Here is a 26,667-nt window from a genome sequence, read left to right as displayed (position 1 = left end):
AACAACACGGAGAGCTGGAGACCCCGATGACGCAGACGACCCCGCGGCCCGCCGCCTACACCCCGACCGACCGCACCGTCCCCACCCGCTCCCGCAAGCGTGCCGCGTACGACCATGAGACGGTGCACTCGATACTCGACGAGGGGTACGTCTGCCATCTGGGCTTCGTCCGCGACGGAGCGCCGGTCGTGCTGCCCACGCTGTACGGCCGGATCGGTGAGCGGCTCTATGTGCACGGCTCGACAGGTTCGCGTCCGCTGCGGATGGCGGGCCAGGCCGAGCCGGGGCTCGCGGTCTGCCTCACCGTCACGCACGTCGACGGTCTGGTGCTGGCCCGTTCGGCCTTCCACCACTCGCTCAACTACCGCTCAGCGGTGGTGCACGGCATCGCCCACCAGGTGACGGACCCCGACGAGAAGCGCGAAGCCCTCGACGCCCTCGTGGACCAGGTGGTGCCGGGCCGCTCGCAGGACTCCCGACCCGCCAACGACAAGGAGCTGGCAGCCACCGCCGTACTCCGACTCGACCTGGGCGAGGTCTCGGCCAAGCTCCGTACGGGCGGCCCCAATGACGAGCCCGAGGACCTGGGGCTGCCGCACTGGACCGGAGTGGTGCCGCTCCACAAGGGATACGGCACCCCCGTCCCGGCCGACGACCTGGCCCCCGGCGTCGAACTGCCCGACTACCTGACGACGCCCTGAGGCTCCTCCTCGGGCGCCTCCCGCATACGCTCCGCGCCGTCTCGCGCCTCCGCGACCGCGAGTCCCGCGACCGAGCCGAGCATCAGCAACGTACCCACGAGCGTCGCCGCGGTGAGCCGCTCGCCGAGCAGCCCCACGGCCAGTACCGCCGCGCTCACCGGCTCCAGGAGCATGATCACGGAGACGGTGGCCGATCGGACGACGGCGGCCCCCGCGAAGTACAGGGCGTACGCGAGGGCGGTCGGGATGGCGGCGACATACGCCAACAGGGCCATAACCAGGGCGGGTTCGGCGGTGTGCGGCACCAGGCCCTCGGTCAGGCCGAAGGGCAGCAGACACAGAGTCGTGACGCCGAACGCGCCCACGGTGGTGGAGGACGCGTCGGCCCCGCCGTCACGCCCCCACCACCGGGTCAGCAGCGTCATCACGGAGTACCCGGCGGCGGACGCGAGCGCGAGCGCGACCCCCCAGGGCCGTACCGTCGCATCTTCGCCGCCCAGCACCAGCACCGCGAGCCCGGCGAGCGCCCCGATGACGGCGGCGGTGCCGCCCCGCCCGAGCCGCTCGCCCATGGTCAGCCGCGCCCCGAGCGCGATGAGCACAGGACCGGCGCCGAGGGTGACGACGGTGGCCAAGGCGAGTCCGGTCGCCTCGACGGCGGCGAAGTAAGCGGTCTGGAAGGCGGCAAGACCGAGACCGGTGATCCCGATCCGCAGCAGGGTCGTACGCGGACGAAGGCGCGGCCGCGCGGTGCGACGCGGCCGGGGCCGCAGCAGCCGGGCGGCGAGGAGCAGGAGGAGTCCGCCCGCGCAGCGCCAGAACGACAGGGCGATGGGGCCCATGTCGCTCGCCCGGTAGACGAGCGAGGCGGCCGCGCCCGCGGTGCCCCAAGCGGCGCCGGCGACGGTCAGATAGAGGAGGCCTCGCCCGATGGGCAGGCCGGAAGCAGCATTCGACACGTGTTCTCTCCGCAGATACGCAGTTCGGAAAGGACCACGTCACGCGCAGAGCACAGCGGCGCGTGGAAGGTCCTCGGACTTCGTCTGCGAGCAGCACCGTTCCGCCCGACCGGCGGTCGGGCGTGGATTCCGGAGGGCCCGCCTCAGGCGGCGGGGGGAGGAAGAACGAGTACGTCCGAATGCATGATCGGCAGCCTAGGCGGCGCTGCCCCGCGCCGACAACTGCTTATCGGTGTCGCCCCCGGCACTGGCCACCGGCCCCTCCGAGCCCTTGGCCGGCGTCGACGACTGCGCGATGAACGCGCCGAGCAGCACCATCGCGCCGCCCACTAGCTGCGGCGCGGAGAGGTGTTCGCCAAGGAGGATCCAGGCGAGGACGGTCGCGATGACCGCTTCGAGGCAGGCCACGACGCCCGCGACCTGCGGGGAGAGCCGGCGCACGGCCAGCACGCCGGTGACGTACGCGAGGACGGTGGCGATGAGCACGATCCAGACCAGCAGGTACCCGGCGGCGACCGTCGTGCCATTCATGTTCGCGCCGCCGCCGAGGACCGACCAGTCCATACCCCACGGGCGCGCGACAAGCGTCAGCACGATCGCGCCGACGAGCAGGCCGTACGCGATGACGCCCAGCGGGTCCGGGGCCTGGTCGCCCGCGTCGCCGCCCTGGTCGGACAGGACGAAGTAGCCGACCTGGCAGCAGGCCGCGCCGAGCGCGAGCAGCAGTCCGAGGAGGTCGAAGCTCAGCCCCGACCACACCTCGACGACACAGGCGAGCCCGCCGACGGCGAGTACGACTCCGAGGGCGGCGGCACGGGTCACCGGCCGCCGCTGCACGAACCGCACCCAGCCGAGAACCAGCGCCGGCGCGAGGTACTCGACGAGCAGCGCGACCCCGACGGGGATCCGGGAGATCGCCGCGAAGTAGCAGGCCTGGACGCCGGCCACAGCGAGCAGCCCGAACCCGGCGAGCAGCGCGGGGCGCTCGCGCAGCAGTCCCCGGTGACGTACGGCGAGCGGCAGCATCACCACGGCGGCGCCCGCGACGCGCAGCCACACCACATGGAGCGGGTCGAGGCCCGCGTCGATCAAGGGTTTGGCCGCGACACCGGATCCCCCGAAGGCGACCGCAGACACCAGCGCGAGGCCCAGCCCGACGCCCCTTTGCCGGTTGCCGTGACTGCTCTCAGATGTACGCATCGGCACATGATGACAGGCGATGACAGGAGCGTCATCCCCAATGACACCTGTCTCAGCGGTTGGACGGCTGGGCGGGCAAGACTGCGCACGACTGCGGACGTACCCCTGGAAACCGCCGACAGCACAACTGGGAAGTGTCAGCCGTGACAGCTCAGGCTCAGGCTCGCGGCCGCTCAGGCTTCGACGCCGGGCTCCACCGCGGCGTCAAGACGGGCCCGTAGCGTCGCCACGTCGACTCCCGCCCGCTCAAGCACCAGCACGGCCCGGGACTCGGGATCCGCGACGATCGCCGCGAGCAGGTCGATCCCGTCCGCCGGTTCGCCGCCTCGTCGCGCGGCGAGCGCGCACGCGTACTCCATGGCGCCGGCCGCAACGGGGGACCAGCCGTCCTCGCGTACGGTCGGCACGGCACCGGCGTCCTCCACGCCGCTCTGCCAGCGCAGGCCGTAGCCGATGCTGCGCTGCACGAGATAGCCGAGCAGCCGCGCGATCCGAGGCCCGTCGTCGACGACCGCACGCACCTCCGGGTCGGACTCCAGGAGCGTATGCAGCAGATGGGCCGTGTCGATCTGCCGGTCCCCGTCCCGCAGCGCCCTTCTGCGCGCACCGGCGACCACCGCCGCAAGCTCCTCACTGAGCCCGGCCTCGATGTCCATACGGTTCAGGCCACGATCGGTGGCCTGCTGCCGGGGGATACGCGGTTGCACACCCCTTACCCCATCAGCCCCTTCGAGCCGAGTCATCCCCGGCGGGAAGCATTCTCGCGTCCGACACAAGTTGGGCAGACGTAGGCGGATTCTCCTCCTTACGGATGACATCACACCCTTGTCCCTGACTGAGCGCGCGCCACCTTGCCTCGCGCAGCAAGCGCAACCACCCTGCCCCGGCGCACGCTCACAGGGATCCCCAATTTTCTGACGGTTCATCAGTATTGAATGTTGCGGGCCCTCCGGCTACGTTCCGCGACACCGTAGCTGCGCCGGGCGCAGCGCCTGACACGAAGGGGTGGTCGCATGGCCGAAGTCAGCGCGGAAGCACGGATCGAGGCGCCGGCCGAGAAGGTCTGGGCGCAGCTCACGGACTTCTCCTCCTACGGGGAGTGGAACTCCACGCACACCAGCTTCCCCAAGGGCGGCCCTCAGACCCTCGAAGTCGGCGGCACCTTCGAGGAGCACATGAAGCTGATGGGTTTCCCCGCTGAAGTCGACTGGACCATCGAGCAGTTGGAGCCCGCCCGCACGCTGGCCATCCGCGGCAAGGGACCGATGTCCGTGACGGTCGCGACGCGCTACACACTCACACCGGAGGGCGAGGCCGCCACTCAGGTACGTATCGACGGGGAGTTCACGGGCGCCGCCGTCTCACTGATGGCGGGCAAGCTCAAGGACTCGGCAACGGCGGCCCTCAACGAATCGCTGCGCAAACTGGGCGGGTTGGTCACCTAGAACACCGAGGACCAAGTCGCCACAGAGCTGGCCACCCCATACCCAAAGGGGGGTACTTCGCTGTCGAAGTACCCCCCTGTGCGGGCCATCGGACCGTGAACACCGGCCCTCATCCCGTCAGTCCTCGTCGGCGAGGATCAGATACAGCTTCTTCCGGGCTTCGTTGATGACGGACAACGCCTTCTCGCGCTGCTCCTTGCTGCCGGTCTTCCAGACCTGGCCGAACGCCTCCATCAGACCGAAACCGGCCTGCCGGATGTCGCTCAGCGCCTCCCAGTCGACCCCGCGCCCGGCCTCTTCCCAGGGAGCCTCAGGGCCCTCGCCTGCCGCGGTGCGGCCCGCCTCGGTGAGCGAGAACAGCTTCTTTCCGCCCTCGGTCGCGCTGGCGATCAGGCCTTCGTCCTCCAGCAGTTGGAGGGTGGGGTACACCGAGCCGGGGCTGGGCTTCCACGCCCCGCCGCTGCGCTCGGCGATCTCCTGGATCATCTCGTAACCGTGCATGGGCCGGTCCTTCAGCAGAGCCAGGATCGACGCGCGTACGTCGCCGCGCCGCGCCCTGCCCCGCGGTCCGCCGCGTCCGCCGCGGCCGCCCCAGGGCCCCGGACCGAAGCCCGGCCCAAAGGGACCGAAGGCACCTCGGCGCCCTTCGAAGCCTCCCCGGCCATGCGGGCCGGGTCCGCCGTGTCCACGTCCAGGACCAGGCCCAAAGCCCGGTCCGAATTCCTCTCCATGGGAACGCATCGCAATCACTCCATTCCATCATTGATCGGTCGCGATGCGTCAACGATATATCGGAATAGCTCGCCCGACAAGCCCCTCCTGGCAGCGCTCACTGTCCCGTCTCTAATGATCTGTCTCTGTATCAGATGATCTAGCCTGATTCGCCGGTGGTCGCAGGTGATCTGGTCCACCGATGACGGCCGCTCGAAGCGCCGGAAAACCGGTGGAGCCGTCGGAGCACGAGTCCGTACCGTCCGTGGGATGACCTATCTGAGCCCTCTGGGATATCTGCTGGGCATCGAGGGTGCTGCTTTGCTGCGCGGCATCAGGGAGGGGAGCGCCGACCGGGCGTTCGTCGAGGCCCGGATCGCCGAGATCCGCACCCTGCTGGATGCGCCCGCCCTCGCGCATGCCGAGGGGGTCACGGCGAGTCCGGGCACGATCAGCGCGGCCGACGTCTACCAGGGGTGGGCGCCGCACTATGACGCCCCCGGCAACCAGATGATCGACGTCGAGCAGCCCGTTGTCCGGCGCATCCTGGACAGCCTGCCCGCCGGCACGGCGCTGGACGCCGCCTGCGGGACCGGCCGCCACACCACCTACCTGCATGAACTCGGCCACGATGTGATCGGCGTCGACGCCTCGCCCGAAATGCTCGCCCAGGCCCGCAAGGGCCTGCCAGATGTCGACTTTCACGAGGCCGACCTGCACCGGCTGCCGCTTCCCGACAACGCGGTCGACACCGTCGTCTGCGCGCTCGCCCTGACTCACGTCCCCGACCTGGTCCCCGTGCTGGCCGAGTTCGCGCGTGTCCTGCGCCCTGGCGGGAACCTTGTGATCTCGGATGCCCACCTGCTGGTGTCCTACCTCCGTCCGACCCTGGCCCGCCGTCCCGGCCCGGACGGCCGCCCGTCCCTCCTCGCCGAATATCACCGCCCGCTCAGCGCCTACCTCGCCGCAGCCCTCCCACTGGGCTTCCAGGTCCGGCACTGCGAGGAATCCCGCCGCCCGCGCCACTTCCTCGACTCCGACACCGCCCCGGATCCACTCCCGACCTACATGTCCTGGGACCTGTTGCACTGGTGCCCGGAAGCGTCGGCCGCGGCCCTGGACGATTCCCCGATCGTGGTCGTCTGGCACTTCCAACTCGAAGGCACCCCGAGGGGCTGAGCAACCCGACCAGATCCACTGAGACAGCGTCCGGCATCCGCTGGTCCAGGACCACATCACCCGAGATTCCCAGCATCCCCGGGTCTCAACTGAACTGGTCCCCGCAGGTCACAGGTCTGAATCGGGACCAAATCCTTTGAGACGGGACACTCACGTCCGCACCCCGCCCCCGAAACAGCCCACCTCCGGTCCACTCACCCCGAATTGGCCTTGGCCGGCCGCTGCAATCCCGGCTTAGCGTCAGCGTCATGCGGATTCGAATCGTCGACGCCTTCACCAACCGCCCCTTCGCCGGCAACCCGGCCGGGGTCCTCCTCCTCGACGCCTTCCCCGACGACGCCTGGCTCCAGAACGTGGCCCTGGAGGTCAACCACGCGGAGACGGCGTTCGCCCACCCCCTACCCGAAGGCGGCGAAGCCGACTGGGCACTGCGCTGGTTCACGCCCGTCGCCGAGGTCGCGATGTGCGGCCACGCGACGCTCGCCACCGCGCATGTGCTGGCCACCACAGACGCCACCCAGGGGCCCGTACGGTTCGCGACCAGGAGCGGCGTACTCATCGCAACCACGAACGACGACGGGTCCATCACACTGGACTTCCCGACCGCACCGCTCACCCAGGTCGAGGTCCCGGCGGGCCTGGCCGAGGCCCTGGGCGCCGAGCCGCTCACCGCGCACGACACAGGCCCGAACGTCGGCGACCTCCTGGTCGAACTGGCCGACGAGAAGACCGTCCTGGGCCTCACCGCCGACCACAAGGCCCTCGCCCGGCACTCCGAGCGCGGCTTCATCGCCACAGCCGTCGCCGAAGACCCTTCACAAGGCCATGACTTCGTCTCGCGCTGCTTCTTCCCGAGGATAGGCATCGACGAAGACCCGGTCACCGGCAGCGCCCACACGGCGCTCGCCCCCTACTGGTCCGAGCGCCTCGGCCGCCCCGACCTCACCGGCCTCCAGGCATCCCCCCGCTCAGGCCTGGTCCACACCCGCATCCACGGCGACCGCACCCTGCTCACGGGCCGCGCGGTCACCGTCATCGATGGCGAACTCCACACGTGAACAGCACAGAAGGGGCGTACGACATCCTCGTACGCCCCTTCCAGATCCGTAATGTTCACGCAGTGGGCAGCCACCCCACCTTGCCCGCCAGCAGCGCGTACCCCACGAACGCCCCGATGTCGAGCAGTGAGTGGGCGACCACCAACGGTCCGACGCGGCCCCAGCGGCGGTACAGGTAGACGAAGACGACCCCCATGACCATGTTCCCGATGAACCCGCCGATGCCCTGATACAGGTGATACGAGCCGCGCAGTACGGAGCTGGCCATCAGCGCGGTGCCCGGCGTCCACCCCAACTGCCCGAGCCGGCGCAGCAGATATCCGACGACGATCACTTCCTCCAGGACGGCGTTCTGCACCGCGGAGAGGATCAGCACGGGGTACTTCCACCACACGTCGGGCAGCGACTCCGGAACCACCGTGAGGTTGAACCCGAGGCCACGGGACGCCAGATAGAAGGCGATCCCCGTACTGCCGATCACCGCTGCGATCGCCGCACCCCGGCCCAGATCCGGCCACGGACGGGTGCGGTCGAAGCCGATGGTGCGCAACGCCGCCCCCTCGCGGAGCAGCAGGTGCGCGACGAGCAAAACCGGGACCAACGCCGACGTGATCCCGAACAGCTGCCAGGCCAGATCGAGCCATGGACGCCCCGGTGCCGCCGAAGCGTTCAGATTGGCCGCCTGATCCTTCAGGCCACCGGGCTTCGTCACCGACCCGACAAAGCTGATCAGCGCGGAAACCCCGCTCGCACCGAGCGACACCCCCAGCACGAGCAGCATCTCATCGCGAAAAATTCGTCGCGCCGGCTGCTCCGCTGGAAAAGAATCGGCCACCGACCCCGCCTCCGCCTGCACACGTGCCTCCAGTTGTGTAATTCCGTCTCATCCCCATCCTGGCCCCGCCAAGGTCTCGAAAGAAGTTACGAAGATCGTGCGCGACAGGTCGTCGGGGGACGGACGCCCTACGGGGCGTACCACCCCCTGTCAAGCCACGTCATACGGCCGCCGTACGGCTCACGGCTCAGGCAGGGAGGGGCACCACCGCATGGGACGTCACAGCTTGCCTGACCGGCGCGGGAGGAACACAGCCGACCCCCGTCCACACGCGCGACCTCGCGAGGTGGCGATCGCGACCGCGCTCGTTCCCTCCTTCGCCGGGGGCACGTGGCGGCAATCGAGGGCGGGCTGCTGCCCCTCCGGCCGACCTGCCAGGACAGCGTCGTGCGCCTGACCGCCGGGGTCAACGAGGACCCGGGCAGCATCTCGCGGGCCCAGCTCGTCGCCGAGCTCCAGAGGCTCACCGATCCGGAGCGCCCCAGTGCCACTGATCGCGATCGCCGTGGGCCCGGACGCCGACCAGGACGAGGTCGACCAGATCGCGAAGGCGACGGGCGGCTCGGGCCATCTGGTCACCGACCCGCCCGAGATCCACTCGCTGATCCTCAAGGCCATCGTGCGGGCGGGCAGCCGGAGTTGATCGCCGCAGCGGGATCCCGGGCTCGCCGAGTCGGATCGCGAGTCACCCCAGGGGGATCGCCGGCTCCGGCAACCCCACCGGCCAGGTGTGTACCGGCTCACCGAGGTGCATCAGCTCGCAATAACGTTTCGTCATGGCGGCCAGCGCCGCCCCCCGGTCCACGCCGGTCTCCAGCGCCCGGTGGAATGTACTGGCTTGCCAGGACGCTCCGTTCACCCGGCTTCTGCACCGCTCCTCGATCACCCCGAGGTAGAACTCCCGGTCGGCCGGCTCGACACCCCACGCGTCCAGACCCGCCTCCGCGAGCGGCAGCAGCTCGTCCAGCACCAGCTGCACCGCGGGCACCCGCGTCGTCCCGCCGTACCGGCCGCGCCGCGGCCACTGAAGGTGTGCGTCGATGCCATATCGGCACGCGTGGTCGAAGTTGGCGGCGGCGGCCTCGAAGGGCAGCCGCGTCCATACGGGCCGGGCGTCCCCGGCGAGGGCGCGTATGAGCCCGTAGTAGAAGGCCGTGTTGGCGATGACGTCGGTGACGGTCGGACCGGCGGGCAGTACGCGGTTCTCGACGCGCAGATGCGGAACGCCGTCGTCGATGCCGTACACCGGGCGGTTCCAGCGGTAGATGGTGCCGTTGTGCAGCACGAGTTCGCCGAGCCGGGGGATGCCGCCGTCGTTCAGGACGCGCTGCGGATCCTCGTCGTCGCAGATCGGCAGCAGCGCCGGGAAGTAGCGCAGATTCTCCTCGAAGAGGTCGTACGCCGACGAGATCCACCGCTCTCCGAACCAGGTGCGCGGACGCACCCCCTGGGCCTGCAACTCGGGCGGACGCGTGTCGGTGGACTGCAGGAACAGCGGCGGCCGGGACTCGCGCCACAGCTCGCGGCCGAACAGAAACGGGGAGTTGGCGCCGACCGCGACCTGCACGGCGGCGATCGCCTGCGCCGCGTTCCACACGTCGGCGAAGCGGCCCGGCGTGACCTGAAGGTGCAACTGCACGGAGGTGCAGGCGGCTTCGGGCGCTATGGACGCGGACGTGCAGCTGAGCCGCTCGACGCCGTCGATTTCAAGTGTGAAGTCCTCGCCGCGGGCCGCCACGATCTGGTCGTTGAGCAGGGTGTAGCGGTCCACGTCGGAGAGGTTCGCGGAGACCAGGTCGTCGCGTGCGAGCGTGGGCAGAATGCCGACCATCACGACGCCCGCGTCGACCTCGTTCGCTTTGCGATCGGCATATGCGAGCGAGGTGCGCAACTCCTCGGCGAGGCGGTCGAATACGCGGCCCCCCAGTCGATGTGGGGCAATGTTGACTTCCAGGTTGAACATGGCGAGTTCTGTTTGGAAATCACGGCTGGCGATACGTTCAAGTACTTGAGCGTTCATCATGCGCGGCATACCGTCCGGCCCCGCGAGATTGAGCTCGATCTCCAGGCCCATAAGGTTCTTCGGGCGGTCGAACCGCTCGTCCGCCAACAGCCGCTCAAGCCCCGCCAGGCACTGCCGGAGCTTGCCTCGGTAGCGCTGCCGATCGGACAGGCCGAACGACGCTGCCTCGACCTTCTCCCCCATCGAAGCGTCCCTCCTCGACTGGGCAGCCCGACAAACCGGCCGCTGACGTCCCGGGTCACGGGGGATGATGCCCAGGCAATGCGATCGATAACGTCCTGGACAGTCCTGTCGGCCGCTACCCTGGACGCAGGATCTCCAGGCACATTCACGCGGCATGAGGCAGGGCACGGTTTTCGGCCGGGCGATGACCTCTTCTGCGACGAGTTGCGGTCTCGTAAAAAACGCCGACGACATTTGGCCGACCGTTTCGGTGAGGTATCCCGAGGTCATCACCGGGCACTCATGGAGAATCGGGATCAAAGGCCCTTATCGACGACCGAATTGTGCCTATCCCTTAATCTGCGCAACTGCTAGACGAAACACCGCCTGAACACGTGTCGTATAAACTTCTCGAACGAGGCAGAGAGTCGGCGCTCGTGGTCGCCGGACCTGTCGTCACAGTGACGTCATTCACCGCGAGGTGAGCCGCGCAGCGTCTGATGCGTGCGATCGCAAAGCGACAGAAGAACCCTTGATGCGAGCGTACGCGCCAGACGCCGCGCGACAGGCAGCACGGTGGCCCCACAGGCCGGGAACCCCGCCCCTCTGCCCCCAAGTGCTGACAGCGTCGTCCGCCACCGCCCTCGCGCCACCTGTGCCTGTCGAAGAGAGGCGACTCACCATGCCGCTGCATGTCCCTCCGGCTCCCGCGCCCGCTGTACGTACCGTCCTCACGGCCCTCGGTTCTCCCACCGCCGTCCGCGAGGCACCCTCCCCCACTCTCGGCTTCGCTCGAGCGGGGGGACCCCCATCGTCCCTTCGCAACGCCCAGGGCCCCGCGACCCCCGACCTCCCGCTGCCCGTCCACGTGCTCGACCGGATCACCCCGGCCGGCGCCTCGGCCACCCGTCTCGCAGGGTGGCGCTTCCTCATCCGCTGCGGTGGGTCTGCCGTGGCGGCTGCCGAGACCAGGCTGACCCCCGACGGATGGGCTTTCTCCCACTTCTTCGAGGGGCCGTACGTCACCGCCACAGAGCACGCGCTGCGCCAGGCGGAGGCCATGACGCAGTCCTACCAGGCCCGCCTGCTCTCCGTACCCGAGCTCTACATGCTCACGCTTTGGCTGCACGGCGACTGCACCGCCGACGGCGCCGAAGGCCACCCCGCCGCCACCGATCTCCTGGTGCCCCTCGCTCCCGCGCCACCCGGCATCGCCGCGCACCGCCCGCACCGCGTGGCCGAACTGCTGCCCGTCCTGACCAACCGGCTCACCCCCGCCTCCACTCCCCCGCTGCTCGGCTCACCGGCCTGAGCACACCTCGGCTTCCGTGCCCCGCGGCCCCACCCCGGTCGCGGGGCACGCTGCTGCGTGCAGTGGCGAGGGGGTTCCCCCGCTCGAGCGAAGCCGAGAGTGAGGGAAGGGACGCAGCGCACGCCGGGCCCATTATGACTAGACCTATCCGGCCATTCCGAACCACCCGAACAGGCAGCCCAGTTGGAATGAACCATCCGCACGAGTGGTGCGTCATCAACCTGTGAGGAGCGCCACCTCGAAATCCCTGCGGATTGACGTTTATAGGGCAACACTGGGTTCCGTACCGACTGACAAACGGGGGGCGGCCATGGACACCACATCGAGCCGCAGCACAGACCACAAGACGATCACCGACCTCACTACACAGGGAAAGATCCCACCAATGTGCCAGCACCAGCCACCGTGTCCGACAGCCGACTCCGCCGACCGGGAAGCAGCGCACCTCGTGGCGCACCACCCGGAGCAGGGATGGAGCCTGCTGTGCAACGGCGTCCTGCTCTTCGAGGACACCGGTGAGCTCCTGCCGGACGGCCGGATCATCGCCCCGCACCGACCGCTCGCCGGCGCGCAGGTGATGACCGCCGCCTGAGCCGCACGGGCGCACCACGGGGGACGCCAGGCACGCTGCCAGGACATATGAGGGGCCGGCCCCGGGACATCCCGGAACCGGCCCCGACGTATGCCCGGACGCGATGACGCGGCTACTCGTCGTAAGCGTCCAGCGGCGGGCAGGAGCAGACCAGGTTCCGGTCGCCGTACGCCTGGTCGATCCGCCGCACCGGCGGCCAGTACTTGTCCGCGGCCGACACCCCTGCCGGGAAGACGGCCTCCTCACGGCTGTACACGTGTTCCCATGCGCCGCCGAGCACGGCCGCCGTGTGTGGAGCGTTCCGCAGCGGGTTGTCGTCCGACGGCCACTCCCCGGAGCCGACCCGCTCGATCTCCGTACGAATGGCGATCATCGCCTCGCAGAACCGGTCGAGTTCGGCCAGATCCTCGCTCTCGGTCGGCTCGATCATCAGCGTCCCGGCCACCGGGAAGGACATCGTCGGCGCGTGGAACCCATAGTCGATCAGTCGCTTGGCGATGTCGTCGACGCTCACGCCGGTCGCCTTGGTCAGCGGCCGCAGATCGATGATGCACTCGTGCGCCACAAGCCCGCCGGGACCGGTGTACAGCACGGGATAGTGCGGTTCCAGCCGCTTGGCCACGTAGTTCGCGCTCAGCACGGCGACCTGCGTGGCTCGCTTGAGCCCCTCGCCGCCCATGAGGCGTACGTACGCCCAGGAGATCGGCAGGATCCCGGCCGAACCCCAGGGAGCGGCCGAGATCGGGCCGACGCCCGTCTCCGGGCCCGCGGCGGGCTGCAGGGGGTGGTTCGGCAGATACGGCGCCAGATGCGCGCGTACACCGACCGGGCCGACGCCCGGACCGCCACCGCCGTGCGGGATGCAGAACGTCTTGTGCAGGTTGAGGTGCGAGACGTCACCGCCGAAGCGGCCCGGCTTGGCGAGGCCCACCAGCGCGTTCAGGTTGGCGCCGTCCACGTACACCTGACCGCCCGCGTCATGCACCTGCGCGCAGATGTCGGCGACGTGCTCCTCGAAGACACCGTGCGTTGAGGGGTACGTGATCATCAGCACCGCCAGCTCGTCACGGTGCTGCTCGATCTTGGCGCGCAGGTCCTCGACGTCGATCTCGCCGTCCTCGGCGGTGTTCACGACGACGACCTTCATGCCGGCCATGACGGCGCTCGCCGCGTTCGTGCCGTGCGCGGAGGACGGGATGAGGCAGACGGTGCGCTGCTCGTCGCCGTTCGCGCGGTGATATCCGCGTACGGCGAGCAGGCCGGCCAGCTCGCCCTGCGAACCGGCGTTGGGCTGGAGCGACACCTTGTCGTAGCCGGTGACCTCGGCAAGCTGCTCCTCCAGCTCACGGATGAGCGTGAGGTAGCCCTGTGCCTGTTCGGCGGGCGCGAACGGATGCATCTGCCCGAACTCCGGCCAGGTGACCGGCTCCATCTCGGTGGTGCCATTGAGCTTCATGGTGCAGGATCCGAGTGGGATCATGCCGCGGTCGAGCGCGTAGTCGCGGTCGGCGAGGCGGCGCAGATAGCGCAGCATCGCGGTCTCGGAGCGGTGCTGGTGGAACACCGGGTGCGTGAGGTACTCGTCGGTGCGCAGCAGCGCGGTGGGCAGCGTGTCGTCGGCGGAGGCGTCCAGCGCCTCAATGTCGCCCTCGACGCCGAACGCGGTCCAGACGGCGCCCAGTTGGGTCCGCGTGGTGGTCTCGTCGCAGGCGATGGACAGCTGGTCGGCGTCGACGAGACGCAGGTTGACCCCACCCTCGCGGGCGGCCGCGACGATCTCGGCGGCCCTGCCCGGCACCCGGACGGTGAGCGTGTCGAAGTACGCCTCGTGGACGACCTCGACTCCGCCCGCCTTGAGCCCCGCGGCGAGGATCGTGGCGTACCGATGGGTGCGCTGCGCGATCGACCTGAGGCCCTCCGGACCGTGGTAGACGGCGTACATACCGGCCATCACGGCGAGCAGGACCTGAGCCGTACAGATGTTGCTGGTCGCCTTCTGCCGGCGGATGTGCTGCTCCCGCGTCTGAAGGGCGAGCCGGTACGCCTGGTCGCCGTCCGCGTCCAGCGAGACACCGACGAGACGGCCCGGCAGGTTGCGGGCGAACTTCTCGTGGACCGCCATGTATCCGGCGTGCGGCCCGCCGAAGCCCATCGGTACTCCGAAGCGCTGGGTCGTGCCGACCGCGATGTCGGCGCCGAGCTCGCCCGGCGAGGCAAGCAGCGTCAGCGCCAGCAGATCGGCGGCGACGGTGACGATCGCGCCCAGCTCATGCGCCTGCTCGATGACGGGCTTGATGTCCCGTACGGCACCGGAGGCGCCCGGGTACTGGATGAGCAGGCCGGTCACGCCACGCTCGCAGACATCGGCCGGGATGCCCTCGCTGAGATCCGCGACGACCACCTCGACGCCGATCGGCTCGGCGCGCGTCTCGATGACGGCGATGGTCTGCGGCAGCGCGTCGGTGTCGACGAGGAAGACGCCGTTCTTGACCTTGCCCACGCGTCGCGACAGCGCCATGGCCTCGGCCGCGGCGGTGCCCTCGTCGAGCAGCGAGGCTCCCGACGTCGACAGGCCCGTAAGGTCGGCGACCATGGTCTGGAAGTTCAGCAGCGCCTCCAGGCGGCCCTGCGAGATCTCCGGCTGATACGGGGTGTACGCGGTGTACCAGGCCGGGTTCTCCATGACGTTGCGCAGGATCACCGGCGGCGTGAACGTGCCGTGGTAGCCGAGCCCGATCATCGAGTCGAGGACCTCGTTACGGTCCGCGAGGGAGCGCAACTCGGCGAGGACCTCGGCCTCGGAGCGCGCGGCCGGCAGCGCGAGCGCCTCGGCGTCCTTGATCACATCCGGCACCGCGGCGGCCGTCAGCTCTTCGAGCGAGCCGTACCCCACCTGCGCGAGCATCTTGGCCCGGGCCTCGGTGTCGGGCCCGATGTGGCGCTGCTCGAAGGGGATTCCCCGTTCGAGCTCGGAGAGCGGAATGCGATGGGCGGTCATTTGCGGAGGCCTCCTGGTCTGACACGACCTTCGAGGGCACCACGGCGCGGGTGCCCGGACGGCCTCCCCCTCTGTCATCTCGACCTGAGAGCTTCACCGGTCCGCCGTCTGTACGGCGTCCCGGCTTTCACCGTCGGTGAGAGCGGAAGCCGTCAAACACCCGCTCTGCTTTCCAGAGTGGCCTCGTCCGCGCGGTACGTGGGCCTGAGAGATTCCGGGGAGGATTTGCTCCTTCGGCGCCTCCGATGAAGCCTTGGAGGACTCTCCCGCACGGGGTCAGCGGCCGTTGACAGAGTACCAGCGGGCATCCCCCGAGTGGCCGCCCACCGCAAAGTGCCCTTTCGTAGTGCTTATGGATGCGTAGTGCTGACGGATGAGTTGTGACCAGATGGAGGGCCCGTGCAGACCGACATCGATCCGCGCAACCTGATCGGCCGCAAGGCGTTCGACCGCGACGGCCACAAGATCGGCACTGTCGACGAGGTCTATCTCGACGACGCGACCGGTACGCCGGAGTGGGCCGCCATACGCACCGGCCTGTTCGGCAGGGATGCCTTCGTGCCCCTGGAGCCCAGCGAACTGGTCGAGGGCACCTTGCGGATCCCCTTCGACCGCGCCCTCATCAAGGACGCCCCCGACTTCGGCGTCGGCCGCCATCTCTCCCCGGAACAAGAACTCCAGCTCTACCACCACTACGGCCTCGACGTAACTCCCCCGCCTCCGCCCCCGGACCGCGACTTCGGCCACCTGGCAGGCTCGGACGAGCCCTAGGCGAGCTTTTCGCATCCGGTGCGGTATTCCCGGCGGAGCGCTGTCGCCGAGGCCTACGGTCTTCGCGACACCAGCGGCAGCGGGTCCGCCGGCTCCAGCTCCGGATCGTCGATGCGAAAGGTGCGTACGCGCCCGGGTTCGGAGTCGGGCGTCTCGAACCGCACCGTGACCCGCCCGATGCCACTGCCCTGCACCCACCCGTGCCCGAACTCGGCATGCCGTACGTCATGCCCCGCGGCCCACCGCCGCACGGCGGGCGCCTCCTGCTCATCGGCCGGCTCCTGCGCCTCGTCCTGCGCCGGATGCTCCGGCTCACCCGCGTGGGTCCGTGCCTCGGCCTGCGCCCGAACCTGCGCGAAGAGATCCTCCTGTGTGTAGTCGGCGAGCCCAGAAACCCCGACTCCCAGCAGCCGTACGCCTCCGGTGGTGTCCACGGACTCCAGCAGCCGCGCGGCCGCCTCCCGCACCACCGCGGCGTCGTCCGTGGGGCCCCGCAGAGTCTCGGAACGGGTCAGCGTCGAGAAGTCGTACCGCCGCACCTTGAGGACGATGGTCCGCCCCGACAGATGCGCGCCGCGCAGCCGCCGCACACACCGGTCGGCGAGCCGCTGCACCTCCATCCGCACCCGCACCCGTTCATGGATGTCCACGTCGTAGGTGTCCTCGACGGACACCGACTTTGTGTCCCGCTCGGCCACCACGGGCCGCTCGTCGTGCGCCAGCGCCATGGCGTACAGCGCGCTTCCGTGGGCCTTTCCGAGGAGCCGTACGACCTCGTCCTCACCCGCCTCGGCGATCTCCCCGACCGTCGTGATCCCGGCCCGCCGCAGATGGTCCCCGGTGGCCGGCCCCACCTCGGGCAATGTACGCACCGACATGGGAGCGAGCAGTTCGCGCTCCGTCCCCGGGTCTATCACCACCAGACCGTCGGGCTTGGCCTGCTCTGAGGCGATCTTCGCGAGCATCTTGGAGGCCGCCAGCCCCACCGACCCGGTCAGCCCGGTGACGGCCCGGATGTCCGCGCGCAGCTTCGCCCCCGCCAGCCGGGCCGAAGCCTCGTCCCAGGCCGCTCCCCCGGCCTCCAGATCGACGAAAGCCTCGTCCAGGCTCAGCGGCTCCACCAGCGGCGACAGCTCGCGCAGCAGCCCCATCACCTGCTCACTGATCTCCCGGTAGAACCCGAACCGGGGCACCAGATACGCGGCGTTCGGCGCCAGCCGTCGCGCTTGCGCCATGGGCATCGCGGAATGGACCCCGAAGACCCGGGCCTCGTACGAGCACGTCGCGACCACACCCCGCGGCCCGAGCCCACCCACGATGACCGCTTTGCCGCGCAGGCTCGGCTTGGCCGCCTGCTCCGCCGAGGCGAAGAAGGCATCCATGTCGAGATGCAGGATCGTGGGCGCGGCTCTCATATCTCCGATGCTGCCCTACGCCACTGACAATGCCCCCGTACGCAGCAGCCCTCGCCCCTCGGTGCGCAAGCCCTGGCCCCTCGATGTGCGGGACCCTCCGGTAACCGCTCGCTCAGACCGCGCGGTTGCGACGCCGCGCCAGCTCGTCCGCGGGATGGTGCCCGACGAGTGTCTCCCCCGTGTCGACGCGCTCCCCGTGCAGCTGCGAGAGCGCGCTCTCCACGTCGCGCCAGACCACCCCCACGGCGATCCCGAAGATGCCCTGCCCACCCTGGAGCAGCGCGTGGACCTCGTCGGGCGAGGAGCACTCGTAGACCGTCGCCCCGTCGCTCATCAGCGTCATGCGCTCGAGGTCACGGAATCCGCGCTCCCGCAGGTGCTGGACCGCGGTACGGATGTTCTGCAACGACACACCCGTATCGAGAAACCGCTTGACGATCTTCAGGACGACAACGTCCCGGAAGCTGTACAGCCGCTGCGTCCCCGACCCGTAGGCAGGCCGCACACTCGGCTCGACGAGGCCTGTGCGGGCCCAGTAGTCCAGTTGCCGGTAGGTGATGCCCGCGGCAGCGCAGGCCGTGGGACCGCGATAGCCGATCTCCTCGGACGCCACCCCGCCACCGTCCGGCGCCGGCGCCGGACGCTGCTGTGGAGCGTGGTCGGCCGCGCCGCCATGCTGGGGATACCCCATGCCCGAGCGGAGCCGAGAGCTTGGGGGAGGGTACGGGCCGCTCTCCACCGGACTGCGTCCGGGGGCGCCCCCAGCCGTACCGTCGCCGCTGCTTCTCACGCCGACCTCCGTCCCCTTGACCTGCCTCATCGACGGTAGGCAGTCACGGGGGGTGCGTCAACGACCACCGCACTCGGCACGCCGAGTGATAATCACCCTAAGAGTGGTTTCCCGTGCCCCATCACGGGGAAAGGCTGGCCGAATGCTCCCGGCGCGACCGCCGCACGCCCTGTCGGCCGGTGGTCCCGGAGGGTCACTGCATATTCGTCCCGAAGCCCCAGCCCTGGTTGTGTGCGTCAGGCCGGGTCACTGGCTGTTGGTGCCGAAGTCCTCGGGCGAGATCTGGTCGAGGAACTCGCGGAACTTCTCCACCTCGTCCTCCTGCTCGTCCGGAATCGCGATCCCCGCGTCGTCCAGCACTCCGTCGCTGCCGTAGATCGGCGTCCCGGTGCGCAGCGCCAGCGCTATGGCGTCGGACGGCCGGGCGCTGACCTCGACCCCGCTGGCGAACACCAGCTCCGCGTAGAAAACACCGTCCCGCAGGTCCGTGATGCGCACCTCGGTGAGTTCCTGGCCGACGGCCTCCAACACGTCCTTGAACAGGTCGTGCGTCAGCGGTCGCGCGGGAGCCATGCCCTGCTGTGCGAAGGCGATCGCCGTCGCCTCCCCCGGCCCGATCCAAATGGGGAGGTAACGGTCGCCTCCCACTTCACGCAGGAGCACGATCGGTTGGTTGGAGGGCATTTCGACCCGGACACCTACGACGTCGAGCTCGTTCACACAGCAACCCTAGGCCGTGCTCGGCATCTTTGGGTAGTCGAGCACGTAACGGGCGGCGGATCCGGGCTCGGTCACATGCCTCGGGTTCAATGCAGCCGTACTCCGAGCGCGGACTGCACGAGCGCGGCATGCAGCTTCACCGCGAGTCCCGCCAGCTCCCTGGTCCGCGCCTCCGCGTGTGCCCTGGTCTGCGGATTGCGGTGCAGACGCAGCGGGGCGACGACCTGGTCGACGAGTCCGGCCTCACGGTCGGCGGCGGCCTTCACGGCGCGCAGATGCCGCGGCTCGATCCCGAAGCGCCCGAGTTCCACGACAAGGCCGGCCACGGTCACCGCCTCGGCGCCGTAACCCCCGTCCGGCAGCGGCGTGATGAGGCCGTACGACTCCCACTCATCGAGCTCCTGCTCACCGATCTCGGCGGTGGCCAACAACTCGGCCCGCCCGATTCGCGCCGCGGTGGGTCCCTCCGGCTCGTCGGCGGCCTCGCCGTCACGCTGCCGTCCCAGCGACGGCAGCCGCACCGCCTCACCGCGCTCCATGGCGTCCAGGTGTTCGCGGATCACCTTCAGGGGCAGATAGTGGTCCCGCTGCATCCTCAGTACGTGGCCCAGGCGCTCGACGTCTTCCGGGCTGAACTTCCGGTACCCCGACGGGGTCCGCTGCGGCTCGATGAGCCCTTCCGACTCCAGGAAGCGGATCTTTGAAATGGTGACTTCGGGGAACTCCTCGCGCAGCACGTTCAGCACCGTGCCGATACTCATCAGCCCACTGGCGGCGGCGCCGTTCCCGGCACCGCCGCTCGGTGTTCGAAGCATGGCCCTTCCCTGGGGTCCCCGGACGGATTCTGGGGAGGGTCAGATTCCCCGCTGGCTCGCGTAGAAGACCAGCCGGTACTTGCCGATCTGCACCTCGTCGCCGTTCGACAGCGGGACGGAGTCGATCCGCTCCCGGTTGACGTACGTGCCGTTCAGGCTGCCGACGTCCGCCACGGTGAACGTGCCGTCCGGCTGCCGACGGAATTCCACATGGCGACGCGACACCGTCACGTCGTCCAGGAAGATGTCGCTCTGCGGATGACGGCCCGCCGTGGTCAGGTCGCTGTCCAGCAGGAAGCGGCTGCCCGAGTTGGGGCCGCGGCGCACCACCAGGAGCGCTGAGCCGAGCGGCAGCGCGTCCACAGCCGCCTGCGCCTCGGGCGACAGCATCGGCATCTGTGTCTGGCCGGTGGCCTCGGCGTCATAGGCCTCGAGGCCCGAGATGGAGATCGTCGATGTGGTCTCCGACGGACGCTCGGCAGCCGCTCCGGCGCGCAGCGGCGCGCCGCAGTTGGAGCAGAAGCGGCTGTTCTCCGCGTTGCGATTCCCGCACCTCGTGCACACCAGGGCCGACATGGACGGATCCTCCTGCCGCGGCTGTCCTGCCTGGGCATTGGACGCGTACGGATCGGGGGAGAACCCTCCACCCGCACTTGAGGTTGGATCCCCGAAACCTATGCGGCCTGACTGGGCAGGGTCAACAGACGACGCGCCCTGACCACCGGAAATGTCACCACCCGGGCCACCGAGCTGATCTCGGAACAGCGGGCGCTCCCCCTGCCCTTCGGCATCTTCATGGCGCGACGCGCGATGGCGGGCAGTGGCACTGTCGCTGCCCTCTTTCGCGCTCTTGCCAAACCATTTCGCAAACAACTTCACGGGCGATTCCCCTTGACCGAAACAGACCCGCCCGTGGGGCAGGACGAACCCTGATTACACACACCGGTCGAGCCGGACATCTTCACAACGTCGGCATCCACCAGACAGTTTCCACCACGCACCACCCATTCGGTGCGTCGACCCCCCGCAACGTCATGCCCGCGACGAGCCGCCCGCATGCGCCCCCGCCTCACTGGGAGGACGACCGAGCGTAGTCAGGCTGCTTCGCTGGTCGCAAGGCATCAACGATGATCTTGTCGGAGCGCTCCACCGTGACAGTGGCCTGCTCCTTCTCCAGAGTCTGCACCACTCCACCGGGGATGTTGAGCGCCGGTTCGAGGTCCTGCGGCTTGCCGATGACCTTGAAACGATAAGGCGCGCTGATCTTGTTCCCGTCGACGCTCACTCCACCCCCGCTCGGGTCGGTCAGGTACGTGCTGGCGACCACCCGTACTCCATTGACCTGGATCGCCTCCGATCCGGCTGCGCGCAGCTCCTGGATCGCGTCGAGCAGCATGTCGGCCTCGACCGTCCCCTCCGTGTCGTCGATGGTCAGCGTGATGCCGGGCCCCTGCGCCGCCACCGTGCCCGCAAGTATGCCGAGCTGCTTCTCCTTCTCGACCGTCTGCTTGCGGGCCTCCTCGGCCTGGTCCGAGCTGTTCTCCAGCTCGGTTCGCTGATCTTCGAGACCCTGTTTCTCCTCTTCCAGACGCTGAGTACGGTCATCCAGTTCATCGAGGATGCGTACGAGATCTTCCTGACGCGCTCCACGCAGCGCGCCGTCGCCGTCACTGTTGGACGCCACCTGAACGGCCAGGCCGAAGCCGAGACCGAACAGCAGAAGGGCGACGATGAACTGCGCACGTGACAGGCGTGGCGGCCACAGACCGTTCACCAGCCGCTGCCGACCCGACAGGGTCGGCTCGGCCTGCTCCGGCTCGCTCTCGGGTGGCTCCGATGCTTTCGACGTCTGAGGAGCCTCGGTTTCAGACGTCTTCGGCCCCTCAGCCGGGACTTCTTCGGGCAGCTTCTTGCTCAGCCAGTTCTCAGGGGAGGCCTTGGGGGCCTGCTCAGGGGTCTCTTCCTGGTTGCTCATCGGCCTCACGCCCGGAACACGTGCCGGCGGATCGCCGCGGCATTGGAGAAGATGCGGATGCCGAGGACGACGACGACGCCCGTGGACAGCTGAGCGCCGACGCCGAGCTTGTCGCCCAGGAAGACGATCAGCGCGGCCACCACGACGTTGGAGAGGAACGACACAACGAAGACCTTGTCGTCGAAGATGCCGTCCAACATCGCGCGCAGACCGCCGAACACGGCGTCGAGCGCCGCGACCACGGCGATCGGGAGGTATGGCTCGACCACCGCCGGAACTTCGGGCCGAACCAACAATCCAGCCACGACTCCCACGACGAGGCCCAGTACGGCGATCACGATGTGCCCTTCTCTGTGCTCGGTTCTGCTGTTCGTACGATCACGCTCGGCGCCGCGGGCAGCCGGACGTCGTCCTCGACGGAAAGGCCGGTCTGGATCCCGTAGTTCTCGTGCAGCGCCTGCAAATACAGCCCGTCGGCACTGCTCTCGAACTCGCTGCTCAGCCCATTGCCGTCCCCCACAGCGAGCACGGTGTACGGCGGCACCAGCGGCTTGTTGTCGACCAGTATCGCGTCGCCCGCCGCCCTGATCGCGGACAGCGACGTCAGCCGCTGCCCGTTGATCGAGACGGCTTCGGCGCCCGATGCCCACAACCCGTTGACGACCCGCTGCAGGTCGCGATCCCGTACGCGCCCCGTGTCGGAGAAGCCCGACGTCTCGCGCGCGTCTCCGTCACCGCTCTGATCGGCTTCCTTCGCGTCGTCCACGACCAGCTTCACGCCGGGACCATGCACTTCGACCGCTCCCGACAGGATTCCGACCAGTTCGCCCCGGTCACCGCCGTGCTTCTTCAGCGCCTCGCGCTGCCGAGCGCTCACGTCGTCGCGCAACTCGTCGACACTGTCCTCGAGCTTGTCGGCCACCGCGTTCTCACGGTCGATGCGGTCGATGAGTTCCTCGCGCTCCTTCGCGACGACCGGAGCCTCGACCCGCGCCTGTGCCGCGCCCACGGTGACCACGAGGGCCGCCAGTACCAGTCCGGCCGCGAGACCCACCTTTGCCCGCACCGTCTTCGGCATGCCACCGGCGTTCTCGGCCTTCTTACGGGCGGCCGCCTCCGCATACCCCTCGTCCAGGCTGTGGTCCATGACGTTGGTGAGCAGCGACATGGAGGCGTCCAGCCGCGGAGGGCGCGTGGGGGTGCTCCGAACGGGGGGGTGCTGCGGCATGCCGCACATCGTCGCACGTCGCGACCGCCACCTCCGAATGGCCCCACCGACGTGCCGAACGGTGCCCCGGCGGGGCACCGTTCGGCACGCGTGTGCTCAGCGCCCGGCGCTGTCCACCACAGACGACCACTCGTCGAGCAAAGCCTGGGCGGACGCGTCGTCTGGCCCCTCGGCCCACAGATGCGTGACGGCCTCCGCAGGATCGGGCAGCACCATCACCCAACGCCCGTCGGTCTCCACGACCCGTACGCCGTCGGTTGTGTCGACAAAGCGGTCCCCAGCTGCCTCCACAACCCGCCGCATCACCAGGCCCTTCACTGCCCAGGGAGTCGCAAGATCGCGCTTGAGGACATGCGCCCGCGGAATCCGCGCATCGATCTGGCTGAGCGTGAGCTGAGTGCGCGCCACCAGACCGATGAGCCGTACGAAGGCCGCCGTACCATCGAAGACGCTGCTGAACTCCGGCACGATGAACCCGCCGCGCCCATCACCTCCGAAGATCGTCGAGTCGTCGCGCCCGACCCGTGTCAGATCGTCCGGCGAGGTGGTCGTCCAGTCGACCTGAGTGCCGTGGTACGCCGCTACCTGCTCGGCGATCCTCGTGGTGGTCACCGGCAGTGCCACCCGCCCGCTGCGCCGCTCGGCGGCCACCAGGTCGAGCATCACCAGCAGCGCCCGGTCGTCCTCGACGATCCGCCCCTTCTCGTCGACGAGCGAAAGCCGCTCACCGACCGGGTCGAACCGCACTCCGAACGCGGCCCGCGCCGAGGCCACGATCTCCCCGAGCCGCACCAGCCCCGACCTGCGTGCATCCGCCGTCTCGGTAGGCCTCCGCTCGTCCAGACCGGGATTGATGGTCAACGAGTCGACACCGAGCTTGCCCAACAGGCTGGGCAGAACCAATCCGGCGCTTCCGTTCGAGGCATCCACGACCACCTTCAGCCCGGATTCAGCAATCCCGGTGGTGTCGACATTCCTGAGCAGGGAGCCGGTGTACGAGTCGAAGACGCTGGCCGGAAAGTGCAAGTCCCCGATCTCGCCCGGGAACGCACGCCGGTACTCCTGCCGCGCGAAAACCCGGTCGAGCTTGCGCTGACTCGCCTGCGACAGATCCGCCCCACGCCCGTCGAAGAACATGATGTCGACCGAGTCCGGGACCCCCGGAGTCGTCCGGATCATGATTCCGCCGGCACTGCCCCGAGCGGTCTGCTGCCGCGCCACCGGCAGCGGTACGTTCTCCAGGTCCCGTACGTCGATGGCGCTTGCTTGCAACGCTGAAATGACCGCCCGCTTCAGCGCACGAGCACCCCTGGAGTGATCGCGGGCCGTCGTGACCGTGGAGCCCTTCTTGAGCGTCGTCGCATATGCCCCCGCGAGGCGCACGGCGAGCTCCGGAGTGATCTCCACATTGAGAATCCCGGACACCCCGCGGGCACCGAAGAGATGTGCCTGTCCGCGGGACTCCCAGATGACCGAGGTGTTGACGAAGGCGCCGGCCTCGATGGTCTTGAACGGGTAGACGCGTACGTTCCCCTGCACGATCGATTCTTCGCCGACAAGGCACTCATCGCCGATGACCGCGCCGTCCTCGATACGCGCGGCCCGCATGATGTCGGTGTTCTTTCCGACGACACAGCCGCGCAGATTGCTGTGCTGGCCGATGTACACGTTGTCGTGAAGAACGGCCTTGTGCAGAAAGGCTCCGCTTTTCACCACGACGTTCGAGCCGACAACGGTGTGCTCACGGATTTCGACGTCGGCCTCGACCTTGGCGTAGTCGCCGATGTACAGCGGGCCTCGCAGAACCGCATCGGGATGCACCTCGGCACCCTCTGCCACCCACACGCCCGGCGAGATCTCGAAGCCGTCGAGCTCGACATCGACCTTGCCCTCCAGGACATCGGCCTGCGCCTTCACATAACTCTCGTGTGTACCGACGTCCTCCCAGTAACCCTCAGCGACATAGCCGTAAACCGGCTTGCCCTCCTTCATCAGCTGCGGGAAGACATCACCGGACCAGTCGACGGAAACATCAGCCTCAACATAGTCGAAGACTTCGGGTTCCATGACATAGATGCCCGTATTCACGGTGTCCGAGAAAACCTGGCCCCAGGTCGGCTTCTCCAGGAAGCGCTCGACCTTTCCCTCATCATCGACAATGGTGATGCCGAATTCCAGCGGATTGGGAACCCTTGTAAGACAGACAGTGACGAGTGCACCCTTTTCCTTGTGGAAATTGATCAAATCGGTGAGATCGAAATCGGTCAGAGCATCACCGGAGATCACAAGGAAAGCGTCGTCCTTCAACGCCTCCTCGGCGTTCTTGACGCTACCGGCAGTACCGAGTGGCTTCTCCTCATTGGCATAGGTGAGCTCCATTCCGAGCTCTTCACCGTCGCCGAAGTAGTTCTTGACGAGCGAAGCCAGGAACTGGACAGTTACGACGGTCTCGTTGAGCCCATGCCGCTTGAGCAGCCGCAGCACATGCTCCATGATTGGGCGATTGGCCACGGGCAGGAGCGGCTTGGGCATGCTTGAGGTCATAGGGCGAAGGCGTGTGCCTTCGCCTCCGGCCATCACGACGGCCTTCATGTCGGAAGCGTCCTCCTTGAAGAGATGACGGTCTAGCCGACTTCACCCGTCCAGATTGTCCCGCACATTCGGTCTGCGGGCCATCAGAGGCCACTACGACTGCCCATTCGGCGAGCTCAATCGGCCATGGCGTCCGCGCGGACAAGGCGGCGGACCTGAACCACGTAGAGGATCCCTGCCCACCAGTAGAGCGTTGTACCCCATCCTGCGAACGCCCATCCGAAAATAGCAGCGAGTGACGCGATCCATCCACTTCCGTCGCTGAGCAACAGCAACGGGAAGGCATACATCAAGTTGAACGTAGCTGCCTTCCCAAGGAAGTTCACCTGCGGCGGCGGATAGCCATGGCTCCTGAGGATGCCCACCATCACCAGCAGAACCAGCTCTCGCGCCAACAGGGCGGCCGTCAACCAGAGTGGCAGAATCTCGCGCCAGGTGAGACCGACCAATGTCGACAGAATGTAGAGCCGGTCGGCCGCGGGGTCCAGGAGCCGGCCGAGACTGCTGATCTGGTTCCAGCGCCGGGCAAGCTTGCCGTCCAAATAGTCGCTGATGCCACTCAACATGAGCACCAGAAGCGCCCAGCCGTCGCTCTTGGGCCCACCGAACTCAGGCCACAGGATCAGCCACAGGAAGACAGGTACGCCGACGAGACGCGCCATGCTGAGGATGTTCGGGATGGTGAGGACCCGGTCTGTCTGGACGCGGGTCTCTTGGACCTCCACCCGGGGGCCTCCTGTGGGAGCGTGCCAACGTTGCCACCTGACCTTACCCGCAGGCATCTCCCTGTGGCGCAGAGGGGTTCGGTTAGCACAGTGGAAACAAAAAAAGCTCCGGCCCTCGGACTTATCGTCCGAGGACCGGAGCTCTACATTTAGTTCGGCGGTGTCCTACTCTCCCACAGGGTCCCCCCTGCAGTACCATCGGCGCTGTAAGGCTTAGCTTCCGGGTTCGGAATGTAACCGGGCGTTTCCCTCACGCTATGACCACCGAAACATTATGAAACTGTGGAACACCCGCACCATTGCCGTGGCCCGGCAACGGGGTTGTTCGTGGTTTCAGAACCAACACAGTGGACGCGAGCAATCTGGGGACAAGCCCTCGGCCTATTAGTACCAGTCACCTCCAGCGGTTACCCGCCTTCCAGATCTGGCCTATCAACCCAGTAGTCTCCTGGGAGCCTTAA

General features: G+C 68.3%; 24 protein-coding genes, 2 rRNA genes, 1 pseudogene and 1 riboswitch. Of the genes and pseudogenes, 8 read left to right on the top strand and 19 right to left on the bottom strand.

The genetic code is table 11. The features are described 5' to 3' along the window. Window positions 1-26: 26 nt before the first annotated feature. Entirely contained in the window at window positions 27-701 is a 675-nt protein-coding gene (locus tag ACFYO0_RS00135) for a pyridoxamine 5'-phosphate oxidase family protein (RefSeq protein WP_388668114.1), read from the top strand. Here the strand turns inward: ACFYO0_RS00135 and ACFYO0_RS00130 are convergent. The 3 genes from ACFYO0_RS00130 to ACFYO0_RS00120 all read right to left on the bottom strand — a co-directional run bounded on the left by ACFYO0_RS00130 (window position 683) and on the right by ACFYO0_RS00120 (window position 3,567). Beyond that, entirely contained in the window at window positions 683-1,660 is a 978-nt protein-coding gene (locus ACFYO0_RS00130; protein WP_388668112.1) for a DMT family transporter, read from the bottom strand. The genes ACFYO0_RS00135 and ACFYO0_RS00130 overlap by 19 nt on opposite strands. Before the next feature lie 195 nt (window positions 1,661-1,855). After that, window positions 1,856-2,866 (bottom strand): DMT family transporter, encoded by a 1,011-nt coding sequence (locus ACFYO0_RS00125; RefSeq protein ID WP_388668110.1) that lies wholly within the window; start codon window positions 2,864-2,866, stop codon window positions 1,856-1,858. A gap of 167 nt (window positions 2,867-3,033) precedes the next feature. Beyond that, window positions 3,034-3,567: a Clp protease N-terminal domain-containing protein gene (locus ACFYO0_RS00120; RefSeq protein WP_388668108.1), complete on the bottom strand. Its 534-nt coding sequence runs from the start codon at window positions 3,565-3,567 to the stop codon at window positions 3,034-3,036. Between the two features lie 306 nt (window positions 3,568-3,873). Between ACFYO0_RS00120 and ACFYO0_RS00115 the strand changes: the two genes are divergently transcribed. Beyond that, the gene (locus tag ACFYO0_RS00115) at window positions 3,874-4,305 is read left to right on the top strand and encodes an SRPBCC family protein (RefSeq protein WP_344390854.1); all 432 of its coding nucleotides are present in this window, start codon (window positions 3,874-3,876) and stop codon (window positions 4,303-4,305) included. Between the two features lie 117 nt (window positions 4,306-4,422). Here ACFYO0_RS00115 and ACFYO0_RS00110 read toward each other — a convergent pair whose 3' ends face one another. Continuing rightward, a complete protein-coding gene (locus ACFYO0_RS00110; protein ID WP_388668105.1) occupies window positions 4,423-5,046 on the bottom strand; it encodes a PadR family transcriptional regulator in 624 nt (207 codons plus the stop codon). Window positions 5,047-5,286: 240 nt separating this feature from the next. Here ACFYO0_RS00110 and ACFYO0_RS00105 point away from each other — a divergent pair, with 240 nt between their 5' ends. Both ACFYO0_RS00105 and ACFYO0_RS00100 read left to right on the top strand, forming a co-directional pair. After that, the gene (locus ACFYO0_RS00105; RefSeq protein WP_388668103.1) at window positions 5,287-6,195 is read left to right on the top strand and encodes a class I SAM-dependent methyltransferase; all 909 of its coding nucleotides are present in this window, start codon (window positions 5,287-5,289) and stop codon (window positions 6,193-6,195) included. Between the two features lie 248 nt (window positions 6,196-6,443). Next, window positions 6,444-7,253: a PhzF family phenazine biosynthesis protein gene (locus ACFYO0_RS00100; RefSeq protein WP_388668101.1), complete on the top strand. Its 810-nt coding sequence runs from the start codon at window positions 6,444-6,446 to the stop codon at window positions 7,251-7,253. Window positions 7,254-7,308: 55 nt separating this feature from the next. Here ACFYO0_RS00100 and ACFYO0_RS00095 read toward each other — a convergent pair whose 3' ends face one another. Further along, on the bottom strand, window positions 7,309-8,109 hold the full coding sequence (locus tag ACFYO0_RS00095; protein WP_388668099.1) for a CPBP family intramembrane glutamic endopeptidase: 801 nt from the start codon (window positions 8,107-8,109) through the stop codon (window positions 7,309-7,311). 357 nt (window positions 8,110-8,466) lie between these two features. On the opposite strand from ACFYO0_RS00095, the pseudogene ACFYO0_RS00090 reads away from it, so the two are divergent. Continuing rightward, window positions 8,467-8,731, top strand: a pseudogene (locus ACFYO0_RS00090) (hypothetical protein); the annotation flags it as partial. A 42-nt stretch (window positions 8,732-8,773) separates the two neighbouring features. On the opposite strand, the gene ACFYO0_RS00085 reads toward ACFYO0_RS00090, so the two are convergent. After that, window positions 8,774-10,294 carry a glutamate--cysteine ligase gene (locus ACFYO0_RS00085; protein ID WP_388668097.1) on the bottom strand — a complete coding sequence of 507 codons (1,521 nt, stop codon included), beginning with the start codon at window positions 10,292-10,294 and terminating at the stop codon, window positions 8,774-8,776. 661 nt (window positions 10,295-10,955) lie between these two features. Between ACFYO0_RS00085 and ACFYO0_RS00080 the strand changes: the two genes are divergently transcribed. After that, a complete protein-coding gene (locus ACFYO0_RS00080) occupies window positions 10,956-11,585 on the top strand; it encodes a hypothetical protein (RefSeq protein WP_388668095.1) in 630 nt (209 codons plus the stop codon). Window positions 11,586-11,970: 385 nt separating this feature from the next. After that, window positions 11,971-12,177 (top strand): DUF5999 family protein, encoded by a 207-nt coding sequence (locus tag ACFYO0_RS00075; RefSeq protein ID WP_388668093.1) that lies wholly within the window; start codon window positions 11,971-11,973, stop codon window positions 12,175-12,177. Window positions 12,178-12,289: 112 nt separating this feature from the next. On the opposite strand, the gene gcvP is transcribed toward ACFYO0_RS00075, so the two are convergent. Further along, window positions 12,290-15,175: an aminomethyl-transferring glycine dehydrogenase gene (gene gcvP / locus ACFYO0_RS00070; RefSeq protein WP_388668091.1), complete on the bottom strand. Its 2,886-nt coding sequence runs from the start codon at window positions 15,173-15,175 to the stop codon at window positions 12,290-12,292. A gap of 182 nt (window positions 15,176-15,357) precedes the next feature. Next, window positions 15,358-15,454: riboswitch (glycine riboswitch) on the bottom strand. 120 nt (window positions 15,455-15,574) lie between these two features. Here gcvP and ACFYO0_RS00065 point away from each other — a divergent pair. Next, window positions 15,575-15,946 carry a PRC-barrel domain-containing protein gene (locus ACFYO0_RS00065; RefSeq protein WP_388668089.1) on the top strand — a complete coding sequence of 124 codons (372 nt, stop codon included), beginning with the start codon at window positions 15,575-15,577 and terminating at the stop codon, window positions 15,944-15,946. A gap of 53 nt (window positions 15,947-15,999) precedes the next feature. Here ACFYO0_RS00065 and ACFYO0_RS00060 read toward each other — a convergent pair whose 3' ends face one another. The 12 genes from ACFYO0_RS00060 to ACFYO0_RS00005 form a co-directional block, all read right to left on the bottom strand. After that, window positions 16,000-17,361 carry a DNA polymerase IV gene (locus ACFYO0_RS00060; protein WP_388668087.1) on the bottom strand — a complete coding sequence of 454 codons (1,362 nt, stop codon included), beginning with the start codon at window positions 17,359-17,361 and terminating at the stop codon, window positions 16,000-16,002. 112 nt (window positions 17,362-17,473) lie between these two features. Next, window positions 17,474-18,151 carry a MerR family transcriptional regulator gene (locus ACFYO0_RS00055; RefSeq protein ID WP_388668085.1) on the bottom strand — a complete coding sequence of 226 codons (678 nt, stop codon included), beginning with the start codon at window positions 18,149-18,151 and terminating at the stop codon, window positions 17,474-17,476. A gap of 246 nt (window positions 18,152-18,397) precedes the next feature. Further along, the gene (locus ACFYO0_RS00050) at window positions 18,398-18,871 is read right to left on the bottom strand and encodes a bifunctional nuclease family protein (RefSeq protein ID WP_033327106.1); all 474 of its coding nucleotides are present in this window, start codon (window positions 18,869-18,871) and stop codon (window positions 18,398-18,400) included. A gap of 86 nt (window positions 18,872-18,957) precedes the next feature. After that, the gene (locus ACFYO0_RS00045) at window positions 18,958-19,686 is read right to left on the bottom strand and encodes a MerR family transcriptional regulator (protein ID WP_388668083.1); all 729 of its coding nucleotides are present in this window, start codon (window positions 19,684-19,686) and stop codon (window positions 18,958-18,960) included. A 39-nt stretch (window positions 19,687-19,725) separates the two neighbouring features. After that, window positions 19,726-20,607 (bottom strand): FHA domain-containing protein, encoded by an 882-nt coding sequence (locus ACFYO0_RS00040; RefSeq protein ID WP_388670764.1) that lies wholly within the window; start codon window positions 20,605-20,607, stop codon window positions 19,726-19,728. Between the two features lie 148 nt (window positions 20,608-20,755). Continuing rightward, on the bottom strand, window positions 20,756-21,661 hold the full coding sequence (locus tag ACFYO0_RS00035) for a DUF881 domain-containing protein (RefSeq protein WP_388668081.1): 906 nt from the start codon (window positions 21,659-21,661) through the stop codon (window positions 20,756-20,758). A gap of 5 nt (window positions 21,662-21,666) precedes the next feature. After that, entirely contained in the window at window positions 21,667-21,999 is a 333-nt protein-coding gene (locus tag ACFYO0_RS00030; protein ID WP_003988855.1) for a small basic family protein, read from the bottom strand. After that, entirely contained in the window at window positions 21,996-22,898 is a 903-nt protein-coding gene (locus tag ACFYO0_RS00025) for a DUF881 domain-containing protein (RefSeq protein ID WP_388668079.1), read from the bottom strand. The genes ACFYO0_RS00030 and ACFYO0_RS00025 overlap by 4 nt, the downstream gene beginning before the upstream one ends. A gap of 87 nt (window positions 22,899-22,985) precedes the next feature. After that, window positions 22,986-25,481, bottom strand: a complete 2,496-nt coding sequence (locus tag ACFYO0_RS00020) for a mannose-1-phosphate guanyltransferase (protein WP_344393324.1) — start codon at window positions 25,479-25,481, stop codon at window positions 22,986-22,988. 116 nt (window positions 25,482-25,597) lie between these two features. Further along, window positions 25,598-26,206, bottom strand: coding sequence for a CDP-alcohol phosphatidyltransferase family protein (locus ACFYO0_RS00015; protein WP_388668077.1), 609 nt, complete (start codon window positions 26,204-26,206; stop codon window positions 25,598-25,600). Between the two features lie 152 nt (window positions 26,207-26,358). Next, window positions 26,359-26,475 (bottom strand): 5S ribosomal RNA (rrf, locus tag ACFYO0_RS00010). Between the two features lie 95 nt (window positions 26,476-26,570). Beyond that, window positions 26,571-26,667, bottom strand: a 23S ribosomal RNA gene (locus ACFYO0_RS00005); the annotation flags it as partial.

The organism is Streptomyces sp. NPDC006365 (assembly GCF_042870755.1).
Classification (GTDB): Bacteria; Actinomycetota; Actinomycetes; order Streptomycetales; family Streptomycetaceae; genus Streptomyces; species Streptomyces xiangluensis.
This window is presented reverse-complemented; position numbering and strand designations above follow the sequence as displayed.

Bases quoted from the DNA above. Each gene is read 5' to 3' on its own strand.
- ACFYO0_RS00100 (WP_388668101.1), top strand. From the start codon at position 6,444: ATGCGGATTCGAATCGTCGACGCCTTCACCAACCGCCCCTTCGCCGGC.
- ACFYO0_RS00045 (WP_388668083.1), bottom strand. From the start codon at position 19,686: ATGCTTCGAACACCGAGCGGCGGTGCCGGGAACGGCGCCGCCGCCAGT.
- gcvP (WP_388668091.1), bottom strand. From the start codon at position 15,175: ATGACCGCCCATCGCATTCCGCTCTCCGAGCTCGAACGGGGAATCCCC.
- ACFYO0_RS00025 (WP_388668079.1), bottom strand. From the start codon at position 22,898: ATGTGCGGCATGCCGCAGCACCCCCCCGTTCGGAGCACCCCCACGCGC.
- ACFYO0_RS00035 (WP_388668081.1), bottom strand. From the start codon at position 21,661: ATGAGCAACCAGGAAGAGACCCCTGAGCAGGCCCCCAAGGCCTCCCCT.
- ACFYO0_RS00105 (WP_388668103.1), top strand. From the start codon at position 5,287: ATGACCTATCTGAGCCCTCTGGGATATCTGCTGGGCATCGAGGGTGCT.
- ACFYO0_RS00115 (WP_344390854.1), top strand. From the start codon at position 3,874: ATGGCCGAAGTCAGCGCGGAAGCACGGATCGAGGCGCCGGCCGAGAAG.
- ACFYO0_RS00020 (WP_344393324.1), bottom strand. From the start codon at position 25,481: ATGAAGGCCGTCGTGATGGCCGGAGGCGAAGGCACACGCCTTCGCCCT.
- ACFYO0_RS00075 (WP_388668093.1), top strand. From the start codon at position 11,971: ATGTGCCAGCACCAGCCACCGTGTCCGACAGCCGACTCCGCCGACCGG.
- ACFYO0_RS00085 (WP_388668097.1), bottom strand. From the start codon at position 10,294: ATGGGGGAGAAGGTCGAGGCAGCGTCGTTCGGCCTGTCCGATCGGCAG.
- ACFYO0_RS00080 (WP_388668095.1), top strand. From the start codon at position 10,956: ATGCCGCTGCATGTCCCTCCGGCTCCCGCGCCCGCTGTACGTACCGTC.
- ACFYO0_RS00110 (WP_388668105.1), bottom strand. From the start codon at position 5,046: ATGCGTTCCCATGGAGAGGAATTCGGACCGGGCTTTGGGCCTGGTCCT.
- ACFYO0_RS00135 (WP_388668114.1), top strand. From the start codon at position 27: ATGACGCAGACGACCCCGCGGCCCGCCGCCTACACCCCGACCGACCGC.
- ACFYO0_RS00060 (WP_388668087.1), bottom strand. From the start codon at position 17,361: ATGAGAGCCGCGCCCACGATCCTGCATCTCGACATGGATGCCTTCTTC.